General features: G+C 61.4%; 12 protein-coding genes. 7 read left to right on the forward strand and 5 right to left on the reverse strand.

Going from position 1 to position 13,551, the window contains the following annotated elements; all coding sequences use genetic code 11:
* Positions 1 to 8: 8 nt before the first annotated feature.
* Positions 9 to 2,930, reverse strand: coding sequence for an excinuclease ABC subunit UvrA (uvrA, locus tag AC1DLT_RS17525; RefSeq protein WP_038549195.1), 2,922 nt, complete (start codon positions 2,928 to 2,930; stop codon positions 9 to 11).
* Positions 2,931 to 3,177: 247 nt separating this feature from the next.
* On the opposite strand from uvrA, the gene AC1DLT_RS17530 reads away from it, so the two are divergent.
* On the forward strand, positions 3,178 to 3,726 hold the full coding sequence (locus AC1DLT_RS17530) for a single-stranded DNA-binding protein (RefSeq protein WP_007763736.1): 549 nt from the start codon (positions 3,178 to 3,180) through the stop codon (positions 3,724 to 3,726).
* A gap of 49 nt (positions 3,727 to 3,775) precedes the next feature.
* On the opposite strand, the gene AC1DLT_RS17535 is transcribed toward AC1DLT_RS17530, so the two are convergent.
* Together AC1DLT_RS17535 and AC1DLT_RS17540 are read right to left on the reverse strand one after the other, a co-directional pair.
* Complete coding sequence (locus AC1DLT_RS17535; RefSeq protein WP_038549199.1) at positions 3,776 to 4,924, reverse strand: HPP family protein; 1,149 nt, start codon at positions 4,922 to 4,924, stop codon at positions 3,776 to 3,778.
* A 106-nt stretch (positions 4,925 to 5,030) separates the two neighbouring features.
* The gene (locus AC1DLT_RS17540; RefSeq protein WP_038542993.1) at positions 5,031 to 5,660 is read right to left on the reverse strand and encodes a MarC family protein; all 630 of its coding nucleotides are present in this window, start codon (positions 5,658 to 5,660) and stop codon (positions 5,031 to 5,033) included.
* Positions 5,661 to 5,887: 227 nt separating this feature from the next.
* On the opposite strand from AC1DLT_RS17540, the gene gyrA reads away from it, so the two are divergent.
* A complete protein-coding gene (gene gyrA / locus AC1DLT_RS17545; RefSeq protein WP_477487560.1) occupies positions 5,888 to 8,704 on the forward strand; it encodes a DNA gyrase subunit A in 2,817 nt (938 codons plus the stop codon).
* 119 nt (positions 8,705 to 8,823) lie between these two features.
* Here gyrA and AC1DLT_RS17550 read toward each other — a convergent pair whose 3' ends face one another.
* Positions 8,824 to 8,967 (reverse strand): hypothetical protein, encoded by a 144-nt coding sequence (locus tag AC1DLT_RS17550; protein ID WP_247033037.1) that lies wholly within the window; start codon positions 8,965 to 8,967, stop codon positions 8,824 to 8,826.
* Between the two features lie 29 nt (positions 8,968 to 8,996).
* Positions 8,997 to 9,152, reverse strand: a complete 156-nt coding sequence (locus AC1DLT_RS17555) for a hypothetical protein (RefSeq protein WP_155414821.1) — start codon at positions 9,150 to 9,152, stop codon at positions 8,997 to 8,999.
* Positions 9,153 to 9,587: 435 nt separating this feature from the next.
* Between AC1DLT_RS17555 and coaD the strand changes: the two genes are divergently transcribed.
* The 5 genes from coaD to tgt all read left to right on the forward strand — a co-directional run bounded on the left by coaD (position 9,588) and on the right by tgt (position 13,548).
* Positions 9,588 to 10,082: a pantetheine-phosphate adenylyltransferase gene (gene coaD / locus AC1DLT_RS17560; RefSeq protein WP_038542997.1), complete on the forward strand. Its 495-nt coding sequence runs from the start codon at positions 9,588 to 9,590 to the stop codon at positions 10,080 to 10,082.
* A gap of 27 nt (positions 10,083 to 10,109) precedes the next feature.
* Entirely contained in the window at positions 10,110 to 10,682 is a 573-nt protein-coding gene (locus AC1DLT_RS17565; RefSeq protein ID WP_477487561.1) for a peptidylprolyl isomerase, read from the forward strand.
* Positions 10,683 to 10,760: 78 nt separating this feature from the next.
* Entirely contained in the window at positions 10,761 to 11,270 is a 510-nt protein-coding gene (locus AC1DLT_RS17570; protein ID WP_038543001.1) for a peptidylprolyl isomerase, read from the forward strand.
* Positions 11,271 to 11,335: 65 nt separating this feature from the next.
* Positions 11,336 to 12,421, forward strand: a complete 1,086-nt coding sequence (gene queA / locus AC1DLT_RS17575) for a tRNA preQ1(34) S-adenosylmethionine ribosyltransferase-isomerase QueA (RefSeq protein ID WP_477487562.1) — start codon at positions 11,336 to 11,338, stop codon at positions 12,419 to 12,421.
* Positions 12,418 to 13,548 (forward strand): tRNA guanosine(34) transglycosylase Tgt, encoded by a 1,131-nt coding sequence (tgt, locus tag AC1DLT_RS17580; RefSeq protein WP_477487563.1) that lies wholly within the window; start codon positions 12,418 to 12,420, stop codon positions 13,546 to 13,548. Before queA ends, tgt begins: the two co-directional genes overlap by 4 nt.
* Positions 13,549 to 13,551: the final 3 nt, after the last annotated feature.

A 13,551-nucleotide genomic window follows, 5' to 3' on the forward strand; every position in this document is an offset into this window, starting at 1 on the left:
GCAGAGATTCACTCCGCCGCTTCCACCTTCTTGACCGGCCGACGCTCCAGCAGTTCCTTCAGGAATTGGCCGGTATAGGACCGCTTTTCCTTGACAATCTGCTCGGGCGTGCCGGCCGCGATCACTTCGCCGCCGCCTGTGCCGCCTTCAGGGCCGATATCGATGATCCAGTCGGCCGTCTTGATGACCTCGAGATTATGCTCGATGACCACCACGGAATTGCCCTGGTTCACCAGTTCCTGCAGCATTTCCAGAAGCTTGGCGACATCATGGAAATGCAGCCCGGTCGTCGGCTCGTCGAGGATATAAAGCGTGCGCCCCGTCGAACGTTTCGACAGTTCCTTCGCTAGCTTGACGCGCTGCGCCTCGCCACCCGAAAGCGTATTGGCCTGCTGGCCCACCTTGATGTACCCGAGGCCGACCTCGAAGAGCGACTGCAGCTTGTCGCGCACCGCAGGTACCGCCGAGAAGAACTCGACGCCTTCCTCGACCGTCATGTCGAGCACGTCGGCGATCGACTTGCCCTTGAAGGTGACGTCGAGCGTTTCGCGATTGTAGCGCTTGCCGTGGCAGACGTCGCAGGTGACGTAGACGTCGGGCAGGAAGTGCATCTCGATCTTGATGACGCCGTCGCCCTGGCAGGCCTCGCAGCGGCCGCCCTTGACGTTGAACGAGAAACGGCCCGGCTGGTAGCCGCGGGCCTTTGCCTCCGGCAAGCCGGCAAACCAGTCGCGGATCGGCGTGAAGGCGCCGGTATAGGTGGCGGGGTTTGAGCGCGGCGTCCGGCCGATCGGTGACTGGTCGATATCGATCACCTTGTCGATATGTTCAAAACCGTCGATCCTGTCGTGCTCTGCCGGGATTTCGCGGGCGCCCATGACGCGGCGCGCGGCGGATTTGTAAAGCGTCTCGATCAGGAAGGTCGACTTGCCGCCGCCGGACACGCCTGTCACAGCGGTGAACACGCCGAGCGGAATGGCGGCGGTGACATTCTTGAGGTTATTGCCGCGGGCGCCAAAAACCTTGATTTCCTTGCCCTTCTTGGGCTTGCGGCGCTCCGCCGGTACCGGCACGCCGAGTTCGCCCGACAGATATTTGCCGGTCAGCGATTTCGGATTGGCCATTACCTCGCTGGGCGTGCCTTCGGCCACCACCTGTCCGCCATGAATGCCGGCCGCAGGACCGATATCGACCACGTAGTCGGCACTCATGATCGCGTCTTCGTCATGCTCGACGACAATCACCGTATTGCCGATATCGCGCAGGTGTTTCAGCGTGTCGAGCAGGCGGGCATTGTCGCGCTGGTGCAGGCCGATCGACGGCTCATCGAGCACGTAGAGCACGCCGGTCAGGCCGGAGCCGATCTGCGAGGCAAGCCGGATGCGCTGGCTTTCGCCGCCGGAGAGCGTGCCGGAATTGCGCGACAGGCTGAGATAATCGAGGCCGACGTCGTTCAGGAACCGCAGGCGCTCGCGGATCTCTTTCAGAATGCGGACCGCGATCTCGTTCTGCTTGGCGTTCAACTGTTCCGGCAGCACCTCGAACCAGTCGCGCGCGATCCGGATCGACATCTCGGTGACCTGGCCGATATGCAGCTTGTTGATCTTTACGGCGAGTGCCTCCGGCTTCAGGCGATAGCCGTTGCAGGCCGGGCAGGGGGCTGCCGACATGTACCGTTCGATCTCCTCGCGCGCCCAGGCGCTGTCGGTTTCCTTCCAGCGGCGCTCGAGGTTCGGCACGATGCCTTCGAAATTCTTGACCGTCTTGTAGGAGCGGGCGCCGTCGGCATAGTGGAATTCGATCTTTTCCTCGGTGCCCTCGAGGATGGCTTTCTGCGCCTCCGCAGAAAGCTCGTTCCAGCGGCTGGACAGCTTGAAATCGAAAACCTTGCCCAGTGCTTCGAGCGTCTGATTGTAATAGGGCGACGTGGATTTCGCCCATGGCGCAATCGCGCCGTCGCGCAGCGTCCGGGCAGGTTCCGGCACGATCAGCGCTTCGTCCACCTTCTGTTGCGAGCCGAGACCATCGCAGGTCGGGCAGGCGCCAAAGGGATTGTTGAACGAAAACAGCCGCGGCTCGATTTCCGAAATGGTGAATCCGGAAACGGGGCAGGCGAACTTTTCAGAAAACAGCACCCGTTCGTGCGTCTCGTTGAGGGACTTGTTGGCGGATCCGCCGGCCGAAGTCTCTTCCGGCGGCAGGGGTTTGTCGGCGAACTCGGCAACCGCCAGCCCGTCGGCCAGCTTCAGCGAGGTTTCGAGACTATCGGCCAAACGCGCGGCAATATCGGAGCGAACCACGAGCCGGTCCACGACGATATCGATATCGTGCTTGTATTTCTTGTCGAGCGCCGGAACGTCGGCGATCTCGTAGAACTGGCCGTCGACCTTGACGCGCTGGAACCCCTTTTTCATCAGGTCGGCGAGTTCCTTTTTGTACTCGCCTTTGCGTCCGCGGATCATCGGTGCCAGAATATAAAGACGCGTGCCTTCCTCGAAGGCGAGGATGCGGTCGACCATCTGGCTGACCGTCTGGCTTTCGATCGGCAGGCCGGTCGCCGGCGAATAGGGCACGCCGACGCGCGCAAAAAGCAGGCGCATGTAGTCGTAAATTTCGGTGACAGTGCCGACCGTCGAGCGCGGATTGCGCGACGTCGTCTTCTGCTCGATCGAGATCGCCGGGGAAAGTCCGTCGATCTGGTCGACATCCGGCTTCTGCATCATTTCCAGGAACTGGCGCGCATAGGCCGAAAGGCTTTCGACATAACGCCGCTGGCCTTCCGCATAAATCGTGTCGAAGGCGAGCGAAGACTTGCCCGAGCCCGACAGGCCGGTCATGACGATCAGCGAATTGCGGGGCAAATCGAGATCGATGCCCTTCAAATTGTGCTCGCGCGCACCACGTATAGAAATGCTCTTCAGTTCGCTCATCTTCATGCTCTCGGGAGGATTGAAGGTCCTTATGTAGTGATTGATCCGCGGCTGTCGAGACGAAACTGCTGCGATGCGGCGCCGTTCCCGAGTCGGTTGACAGCACTATAGGAATAAAATAGAACAAATAAAGAACAAATTTGCCTGTGGATTAAAGATCGCAAAAGCCCAATGGCTGGCCCCAATGGGCTAGAGTGCCGCGATTGATTTTTGGTGCCGTTACCGGGCGGCAGATGAGGTGATGAATATGGCTGGTAGTGTGAACAAGGTAATCCTGGTGGGGAATGTGGGGGCTGATCCTGAAATCCGCCGGACGCAGGACGGCCGGCCGATCGCCAACCTTCGCATCGCCACGTCCGAAACCTGGCGCGATCGCAACAACGGTGAACGCCGCGAGAAGACCGAATGGCATACGGTCGTCGTCTTCAACGAAGGCCTTTGCAAGGTCGTCGAGCAATATGTGAAAAAGGGCGCCAAGCTCTATATCGAAGGCGCACTGCAGACCCGCAAGTGGCAGGACCAGACCGGCAACGACCGTTATTCGACGGAAATCGTGCTTCAGGGCTTCAACTCGACGCTGACCATGCTGGACGGTCGCGGCGAGGGCGGCGGCGACCGTGGTGGTGCTGGCGGCAATCGTGTCGGCAATGACTTCGGCGGCAACGATTTTGGCGGCGGCGACGATTACGAGCGCCGGCCTGCTGCGGGCGGTGCGAGCCGCGGCGGTCAGTCCTCCGGCGGTCAGCCGGCAGGCGGCAATTTCTCCCGTGATCTCGACGACGACATCCCGTTCTGATCTGTCGGTTACCATCGATCTCTGAAACGGCAGCTGCCTGAATTGTTGTTCAGGCGGCCGCCTTGTCGGCGAGCATCGCGACCAGGACGTCTGATTGCGATAGAATGCCCACCAGTTTGTTGTTCTCCCGGGTGACCGGCAGGTAGTGCAGCCCCTCCTCGGCGAAGATGACGATAGCGTCTGCGATCGGCGTGGTCGGGCCAACCGTCCTGACCGGCGCCGTCATGATGTCCTTGACCGTGTCGTTCGGCGCGCTGGCGCCCGACAGAACGAGGCGCACACGTTGGGCAAAACCGATTTTCGGCCGGCCTCTCGTCCAGTTCGCCTTGTCGAGAAAATCTGTCTGAGTGACGATGCCAACCACTTCCGCCCTGTCGTTGGTAACCGGCAGGGCCTTGAAATGGTGGGCGCGCATCAGGTCGTGCGCCTCCTTCAGCGTATTGTCCGGTGCGACCGCCACCACATCGCGGGACATGATGCTGGCGCAATCGAGGTGGCCGGCGCGCCGGCGATAGGAGCGTAATTCCGTCCGCCGCAGGATCGTTTCGAGGTCGTCGCGGTCGATATCCAGGAATTCGTCGTATTCTTTCAGGACATCATCGAGGTCGGCGGAGGTGAAGCCGATGCGCTGGATCGAGGCGGGATCTCTCGTGCCGTGATCGGCCGCCGCCGGCTTGGCCGCGTGCGGGTAACGACGTCCTGTCAGATTGTTGAAGGCCAGCGCGATCAGCAGCAGGATAAGCGAATTGCCGGCGACCGGCCAAATCACGAAACCGTATCCGAGTTCATGGATCGTCGGTCCGCCGAGCACTGCGGTCAGCGCGATCGCGCCGCTCGGGGGATGCAGGCAGCGAAGCGTCATCATCGCCGCGATGGCAACGGCGATCGCCACCGCCGAGGCCAGGAACGGATTGGTTATCAAAAGAGCGGCGGTCACGCCGACCAGGGCTGCGACGATATTGCCGCCGAGGATCGACCAGGGCTGTGCAAGCGGGCTGGAAGGCACTGCAAACAGCAGCACGGCCGAAGCACCCATAGGGGCGACTAGTGCCGGAAGCGTTGCATCGGCCTTCAAAGCCAGGCTTCCCAGCAGTCCGGTCACCAGAATGCCCGCGAGTGCGCCAAGCGCTGCACGCAATCTTTCCTTGGGACTGACGGGGGTGGCTTCCGGCAGGAGCCGGCGCAACATGCGGCGCATCATGGAGACCTTCGAGTGAGGTGGGGTTGAATCGCGTTTTAGCAGAAAATTCCGCTCTGTCGCCCAGGTCTTACCGAAGGGTGCGTCCTACCCGAAGAGTGCGGGCCTAAAGATTGAAGGCTGAGCGCACCCCGTCGACGACGAACTGGACGGAGAGCGCCGCAAGGATCACGCCGAGCAGACGGGTGAGGATTGCCCGTCCGGTGACCCCGAGGAAACGGTCGAGCCGTTCGGCCACCAAAAGCGTCGCATAGACGAGCAGCATGATCAGCGCGATGACGCCGATGAAAAGCGCGCGGTCTAGAACGCCGGGCAGGGTGCCGGAAAGCAGGACGGTGGCCGAGATCGCGCCGGGTCCGGCAATCAGCGGCAACGCCAGCGGAAACACCGCGATATTGTGGATGTGGTCGATGGTGATCGCCGCCTGGGATGTCTTTTCCTTTCGCTCCTGGCGTTTTTCGAACACCATTTCGAAGGAGATCCAGAAGAGCAGCAGGCCGCCGGCAATGCGGAAGGCGCCGATCGATATGCCGAGCAGCCCGAGCACGCTCGAACCGAACAGCGCAAAGACGGCGAGGATGCCGAAGGCGATAAGCGATCCTCGGAATGCGACCTGGCGGCGCTGGAGGGCAGTCATGCCGACGGTCAGGCCCAGAAAGACCGGCGCCAGACCGGGCGGGTCGAGTGTCACGAGCATCGTGGTCAGGGCATTGACCAGCATATCGGGGGTCGCCATATCCTCTCCCTGTCAGGCTGCAATCCTTGCAGTCGCATGCGAAGATTGTTAGGACAGGCCGGCAGCGAAAGAAAGCCCACCCCGTCAGCGTCGCGGCATGTTTCGACCTTGTTCAAAAGCCGTGTTAAAGCCGCAAAAGCTGTTCAAAACCATTGTGGAAATTGGCGCTCGGAACCGCTTTCCGCTATAAAAAAGAAACTGATTCCGAACAGAGATCGTGATCCGATTTGACTGAGCAAAGCACACCCGGCGGCGGAAAGCTGCCTCCAGGCATCGAACCCATTTCCATCATGGAAGAGATGCAGCGGTCGTACCTCGATTACGCCATGAGCGTCATCGTCAGCCGCGCCCTTCCTGACGTCCGCGACGGATTGAAGCCGGTCCACCGGCGCATCCTCTACGGCATGTCGGAACTCGGCATCGACTGGAACAAGAAATACGTCAAATGCGCCCGCGTGACCGGGGACGTGATGGGTAAATTCCATCCCCACGGCAACTCGGCGATCTATGACGCGCTGGCGCGTATGGCGCAGGACTGGTCGCTCCGCCTGCCGCTGATCGACGGTCAGGGCAATTTCGGCTCGATCGACGGCGACCCGCCGGCAGCCGAACGTTACACCGAATGCCGCCTCGAGAAGGCAGCCCACGCGCTGCTCGACGATCTCGACAAGGAAACCGTCGATTTCCGCGACAACTACGACGGCACGCTCTCCGAGCCCGTCGTGGTGCCGGCGAAATTCCCGAACCTGCTGGTCAACGGCGCAGGCGGCATCGCCGTCGGCATGGCGACCAACATTCCGCCGCACAATCTGGTGGAAGTGATCAACGGCTGCATCGCCCTGATCGACAATCCGGCGATCGAGCTGCCGGAAATGATGGAGATCATTCCCGGTCCGGACTTTCCGACAGGCGCCCTGATCCTCGGGCGGGCCGGTATCCGTTCCGCTTATGAAACCGGCCGCGGCTCGGTGATCATGCGCGGCGTCGCGGCAATCGAGCCGATGCGCGGCGACCGCGAGCAGATCATCATCACCGAAGTTCCCTTCCAGGTGAACAAGGCGACCATGGTCGAGAAGATCGGCGAATTGGTGCGCGAAAAGCGTATCGAGGGCATTTCCGACCTGCGCGACGAATCCGACCGCCAGGGTTACCGGGTTGTCGTCGAGCTGAAGCGCGATGCCAATGCCGACGTCATCCTCAACCAACTCTATCGCTACACGCCGCTGCAGACCTCCTTCGGTTGCAACATAGTGGCACTGAACGGCGGCAAGCCGGAACAGCTCGCGCTGCTCGACATGCTGCGCGCTTTCGTCTCCTTCCGCGAGGAAGTGGTTAGCCGACGCACGAAATACCTGCTGCGCAAGGCTCGCGAACGCGCCCACGTCTTGGTGGGCCTTGCGATCGCAGTCGCCAATATCGACGAGATCATCCTCCTGATCCGCCGCGCTCCCGATCCGCAGACGGCGCGCGAGCAGTTGATGACCCGTCGTTGGCCGGCTCAGGACGTCGATGCGCTGATCCGCCTCATCGACGATCCCCGCCACCGTATCAACGAGGACGGCACCTACAATCTGTCCGAGGAACAGGCCCGCGCTATCCTCGAGCTCCGTCTCGCCCGCCTGACGGCTCTCGGCCGCGATGAAATCGGTGACGAACTTAACAAGATCGGCGCCGAGATCAGCGACTATCTCGACATCCTGTCGTCGCGCCTGCGCATCCAGACGATCGTCAAGGACGAACTCGCCGCCGTGCGCGACGAATTCGGCACCCCGCGCCGTACGCAGATCCTCGATGCCGGTCTCGAAATGGACGACGAGGATCTGATTGCCCGCGAGGACATGGTCGTCACCGTTTCGCATCTCGGTTATATCAAGCGCGTCACGCTCGGCACCTATCGCGCCCAGCGTCGCGGCGGCAAGGGCCGTTCCGGCATGGCGACGCGCGACGAGGATTTCGTCACGCGCCTGTTCGTGGCCAATACCCATACACCGGTGCTGTTCTTCTCCTCGCGCGGTATCGTCTACAAGGAAAAGGTCTGGCGCCTGCCGATCGGCACCCCGCAGTCCCGCGGCAAGGCATTGATCAACATGCTGCCGCTGGAACCCGGCGAACGCATCACTACGATCATGCCGCTGCCCGAGGACGAGGCGACCTGGGATAACCTCGACGTCATGTTCTCGACCACTCGCGGCACCGTTCGCCGCAACAAGCTGTCTGACTTCGTGCAGGTTAACCGCAACGGCAAGATCGCCATGAAGCTCGAGGAGGAGGGCGACGAAATCCTCTCCGTCGAGACCTGCACCGATCAGGACGACGTGCTGCTGACCACCGCGCTCGGCCAGTGCATTCGCTTCCCCGTCGGTGACGTGCGCGTCTTTGCCGGCCGCAATTCGATCGGCGTGCGCGGCATCACGCTTGGCGACAGCGACCGCATCATCTCCATGACCATTGTCGGCCATGTGGATGCGGAGCCCTGGGAGCGTGCGGCCTATCTCAAGCGTTCGGCGACCGAACGTCGCGCCGCTGGCGTGGACGAGGAGGACATCGCTCTCGTGGGTGAGGAAGTCACCGAAGAGGGACAGCTCTCTGACGAGCGTTACGAGGAATTGAAGGCACGGGAACAGTTCGTGCTGACGGTTTCGGAAAAGGGTTTTGGCAAGCGGTCGTCCTCTTACGACTTCCGCACATCGGGCCGCGGCGGCAAGGGCATCCGCGCCACCGATACGTCCAAGACCGCGGAGATCGGCGAACTGGTCGCCGCCTTCCCGATCGAGGACAACGACCAGATCATGCTCGTGTCCGATGGCGGCGTGCTGATCCGCGTGCCGGTCAACGGCATCCGCATCGCCAGCCGCGCCACGAAGGGCGTCACGATCTTCTCGACGGCGAAAGACGAGAAGGTTGTTTCGGTCGAGCGTATCAGCGAGCCGGAAGGCGACGAGGAGAACGGCAATGGCCTGCCGGAGGAAATCGTCAGCGAAACCGGTGATCTCGGCGCCGCCGCCCCGGAAGCCGGCCCGACGGATGAGGGTGCGGCCGAATAGGCCGCATTCCCCCTAAAAACCGGGCACACTAAAAAGCCGGAGGATGAAAATCCTCCGGCTTTTGTTTGAACCGCTTGCGACGGGAAAGTCTGTGAAGGCGGTTCGCTACAGTGAAATCGTCAGAATGCGCTGTGACGGCGCGCGAAATCCCTGAAATCCTTCATGTCGGCACGTTCGCGCTGGAGCTCGGAAATCGTTGAGGCCACGGAAGCCACGAACATGATGCTGATCAAACCTGCAAGTACTGTCAACGTCACGAACATGGGGATCCTTTCTGGTCCGTGTATCCGCCTCAGTAGTACGAGAGATCGCTATAACGACCCGTTACCTGCGGATAATTCAGATCTGCCAATTGGGATTTATCTTGATAAAGGGTTACTGTTGCCGTCAGCATCACCGCAATCATGGCCGTCCAAACCAGGTTGATCATGGTGATCTTGTCCAGCATGATCGTTTTCCTTCTCGCGATCATCGCCATCTGTCCTTCTTGTTAGCCTGAACGCGCACCGCGCAAACAGGTTCCACCGCATTTTGAGAGATACTTAACCTTGCCGCTCTGAAGCCTCCTTGAATGCTCTGTTCATCTGGCGTTCAGAATTCAAAGTCTTTCAGGCTTCTTCCGATCCGAAGGCGACAACGAAAGCCTCCAGTGCAAAAGCGAGAACCACCGCTCCCATCACCATCAAAGCCAGCATTTGTCGTCGTTTCTCCCGAGATACGGACGGGTCTTTCACCCGCCACGATCGTCATAAGACCACAGGGCCGCTGAAACGCCCTTGAACGGGCCATTCATCTTTCGTTCAGAATTGCGAGATGCTTGCGGTAGAGCGGCTTCCGTGACAAAAGGCGTCAAAATTTCGCTGAAACAGGCCCGGACCTCGGCATGACAACTGCTTTTTATCCCGGTTCTTTCGATCCGATGACACACGGCCATCTGGACGTGCTTGTCCAGGCGCTGAATGTCGCGGACACGGTGATCGTCGCGATCGGCATTCATCCGGGCAAGGTGCCGATGTTCACCTTCGAGGAGCGGGCCGAACTCATCAGGGCGTCGCTTGCAGAGGCGCTGCCGGACAGGGCGGGCCATGTTTCGGTCGTTTCATTCGACAAGCTGGTGGTTGACGCCGCCCGCGCCAACGGCGCTGGGCTTCTGATCCGAGGCCTGCGCGATGGCACCGATCTCGATTATGAAATGCAGATGGCTGGCATGAACCGGCAGATGGCGCCGGATATCCAGACTGTTTTCTTGCCGGCCGGCACCGCCTCGCGGCCCATTACGGCCACATTGGTCCGGCAGATCGCAGCCATGGGCGGCGACGTCAGCGCCTTCGTGCCTGCCGCGGTCCTCAAGGCCCTGAACAACAAGCTGAAACGCTGATCGTTTCCGAACCCCGGAGTTCTTCCCATGAGACTGCTTCGTCTTGCCGTTGCCGGCGCTTTCGCCCTCGCTTCGATGGTCCTGCCGGCTCTCGCCGCGCCCGATGATTTCCTGACCATCCAGCTGAAGGATGGCCCGGTGGTGATCCAGCTGATGCCGGAAGTCGCACCGAAACATGTTGCGCAGATCAAGGCGCTCGCCGCCAAGGGCGAATACGACAACGTCGTCTTCCACCGCGTCATCAACGGCTTCATGGCCCAGACGGGCGACGTGCAGTTCGGCAAGCAGGGCGGCAAAAGCTTCAACCCGGCCCGCGCCGGCATGGGCGGTTCTGAAATGCCCAACATTCCGGCCGAATTCTCGAAGGTACCGTTCGAGCGCGGCATCGTCGGCATGGCGCGCTCGCAGGATCCGAATTCCGCGAACTCGCAATTCTTCATCATGTTCACCAAATATCCGAGCCTGGACGGCCAGTACACGGCAATCGGCAAGGTCGTGTCGGGCATGGAATTCGTCGACAAGATCAAGCGCGGCCAGGGCGGCAACGGCGAAGTCACCGATCCCGACAAGATGATCAAGGTCACTGTCGGCAAGAAGTAAGCGCCCAAAAGGCGAAGAACTAAACGAAGGGCGCCCCGTCGCGGACGACAATCGGGCGCCGAATTAAGGAGAAAGCACATGGCCGAGATCAAGGATCCGGAAAACACCCTCATTGTGGAAACCACCAAGGGCAAGGTTGTCATTTCGTTGCTTCCGGATCTGGCRCCGGGCCACGTTGCCCGCATCAAGGAACTTGCCCGCGAAAATGCCTATGACGGCGTCGTTTTCCACCGCGTCATTCCCGATTTCATGGCCCAGACGGGTGACGTGAAGTTCGGCAAGCAGGGTTCCGAGAGCTTCAACCCGGCCCGTGCCGGCATGGGCGGCTCGGAAAAGCCGGACCTGAAGGCTGAATTCTCCGCCGTTCCGCATGTCCGCGGCACCTGCTCCATGGCCCGTTCGCAGAGCCCGAACTCGGCCAATTCGCAGTTCTTCATCTGCTTCACCGATGCACCGTGGCTGAACAAGCAGTACACCGTCTGGGGTCAGGTCATCGAAGGCATGGACTTCATCGACCAGATCAAGAAGGGCGAGCCGGTCAAGGATCCCGACTCGATCGTGTCTGTTCGCGTCGCCGCCGACGTCTGATCTCGACGGAATAAATTGCCCGCTCCGTCTGCCGGCGGGGCGGGCTTCGCTTTTTTGGAAAATCCATGCGCGTCGATCTCTTCGACTTCGATCTCCCGGAAGAAAATATCGCACTCAGGCCCGCGAGCCCGCGCGACAGCGCCCGGCTGCTTGTTGTCCGGCCGCAGAACGAACCGGTGCTTGCCGATCACCGCGTGTTCGATCTGCCGGGTTTTCTGAGACCGGGCGACGCGCTGGTCTTCAACGACACCAAGGTCATACCGGCGCAGCTGGAAGGCATCCGTCATCGCGAAGGAGCGGGCGGCCAGCAGGTTTCCGCGACGCTGCACATGCGCGTCGCCCCCGATCGCTGGAAGGCCTTCGCCAAGCCGGGAAAACGCATCAAGATCGGTGACCGGATCGAATTCGGACATGGCGGCAATGCCTGCCTGATCGGTTCGCTTGCCGCAACCGTGGAAGACAAGGGCGAGGGCGGTGAAGTCACCCTGCGCTTCGATCTTTCCGGCCCGGCACTCGACGAAGCAATCATGGCGGTCGGGCACATTCCGCTGCCGCCCTATATCGCCGCCAAGCGCCCGGAAGACGCACAGGACCAAAAGGACTACCAGACCATCTACGCCCGCGAGGAAGGTGCCGTCGCGGCCCCGACGGCGGGCCTGCATTTCACGCCGGAGCTTTTCTCGAACCTCGATGCCGCCGGTATCGAACGGCATTTCGTGACGCTGCACGTCGGGGCAGGAACCTTCCTGCCGGTCAAGGCCGACGACACGACTGAGCACAAGATGCATCAGGAGATCGGCCATGTCAGCGCCGAGACTGCGGCGCGGCTGAATGCGGTGAAACGCGCCGGCGGCCGCATTGTCTGCGTCGGCACCACGTCGCTGCGGCTGATCGAGAGCGCTGCCGCCGATGATGGCACGATAAAGCCCTGGCGCGGCGCGACCGGCATTTTCATCACGCCCGGTTACCGGTTCAAGGCGGCCGATATGCTGATGACCAATTTCCACCTGCCGCGATCGACGCTGTTCATGCTCGTTTCGGCCTTCTGCGGTCTGGAGACGATGCGTGCGGCCTACGCCCATGCGATCGAAACCGGTTACCGCTTTTACTCCTATGGCGATTCCAGCCTTCTTTTCCGGGACAACCGATGACCGAGACTTTCCAGTTCAATCTCAAGGCCACCGATGGCGGCGCGCGGCTTGGCGAAATCACCATGCCGCGCGGCACGATCCGCACCCCGGCCTTCATGCCGGTCGGCACGGTCGGCACCGTCAAGGCCATGTACCTCGACCAGGTGCGCGATACCGGCGCCGACATCATCCTCGGCAATACCTACCATCTGATGCTGCGCCCGGGTGCGGAGCGCGTCGCCCGGCTGGGCGGCCTGCATGAACTGATCCGCTGGAAACATCCGATCCTCACCGATAGCGGCGGTTTCCAGGTCATGTCGCTGTCGGGCCTTCGAAAGCTCGACGAGAAGGGCGTCACGTTCAAGAGCCATGTGGACGGTAGCCTGCACCACATGTCGCCGGAGCGTTCGATCGAAATCCAGGGGCTGCTCGGCTCCGACATCCAGATGCAGCTCGACGAATGCGTAGCGCTGCCGGCTGAGCCGAAGGAAATCGAGCGGGCGATGGAACTGTCGCTGCGCTGGGCCGAGCGTTGCCGCGTCGCTTTCGGCGATCAACCGGGCAAGGCGATGTTCGGCATCGTCCAGGGCGGCGACCAGCCTGAGCTTCGCATTCGCTCTGCCGAAGGCCTGAAACAGCTCGATCTCAAGGGCTATGCGGTCGGCGGGCTCGCGGTCGGCGAGCCGCAGGACGTCATGCTGAAGATGCTCGAAACCACGCTTCCCGTTCTGCCGTTCGAAAAGCCGCGTTACCTGATGGGCGTCGGCACGCCGGACGACATGCTGAAATCGGTGGCGCGGGGCATCGACATGTTCGATTGCGTGATGCCGACCCGTTCGGGCCGCCACGGGCTTGCCTTCACCCGTCGCGGCAAGGTCAATATCCGCAACGCCCGCCATGCGGAGGACATGCGGCCGCTGGACGAGGAATCGAGCTGCCCGGCCGCCCGCGATTATTCCCGCGCCTACCTGCATCATCTCGTGCGAGCCGACGAAGCGCTTGGCGGCATGCTGCTCTCCTGGAACAACCTGAACTATTATCAGGACCTGATGAAGGGTATCCGCCAGGCGATCGTCGAGGGCCGGTTCGCCGATTTCTATGCCGAAACCCAGGAAATGTGGGCGAAGGGCGATATCGATCGCGTCTGATCA

It is taken from the genome of Neorhizobium sp. 05N33 (assembly GCF_056397445.1).

Bases quoted from the DNA above. Each gene is read 5' to 3' on its own strand.
- uvrA (WP_038549195.1), bottom strand. From the start codon at position 2,930: ATGAGCGAACTGAAGAGCATTTCTATACGTGGTGCGCGCGAGCACAAT.
- AC1DLT_RS17530 (WP_007763736.1), top strand. From the start codon at position 3,178: ATGGCTGGTAGTGTGAACAAGGTAATCCTGGTGGGGAATGTGGGGGCT.
- AC1DLT_RS17535 (WP_038549199.1), bottom strand. From the start codon at position 4,924: ATGCGCCGCATGTTGCGCCGGCTCCTGCCGGAAGCCACCCCCGTCAGT.
- AC1DLT_RS17540 (WP_038542993.1), bottom strand. From the start codon at position 5,660: ATGGCGACCCCCGATATGCTGGTCAATGCCCTGACCACGATGCTCGTG.
- AC1DLT_RS17550 (WP_247033037.1), bottom strand. From the start codon at position 8,967: ATGTTCGTGACGTTGACAGTACTTGCAGGTTTGATCAGCATCATGTTC.
- AC1DLT_RS17555 (WP_155414821.1), bottom strand. From the start codon at position 9,152: ATGCTGGACAAGATCACCATGATCAACCTGGTTTGGACGGCCATGATT.
- coaD (WP_038542997.1), top strand. From the start codon at position 9,588: ATGACAACTGCTTTTTATCCCGGTTCTTTCGATCCGATGACACACGGC.
- AC1DLT_RS17565 (WP_477487561.1), top strand. From the start codon at position 10,110: ATGAGACTGCTTCGTCTTGCCGTTGCCGGCGCTTTCGCCCTCGCTTCG.
- queA (WP_477487562.1), top strand. From the start codon at position 11,336: ATGCGCGTCGATCTCTTCGACTTCGATCTCCCGGAAGAAAATATCGCA.
- tgt (WP_477487563.1), top strand. From the start codon at position 12,418: ATGACCGAGACTTTCCAGTTCAATCTCAAGGCCACCGATGGCGGCGCG.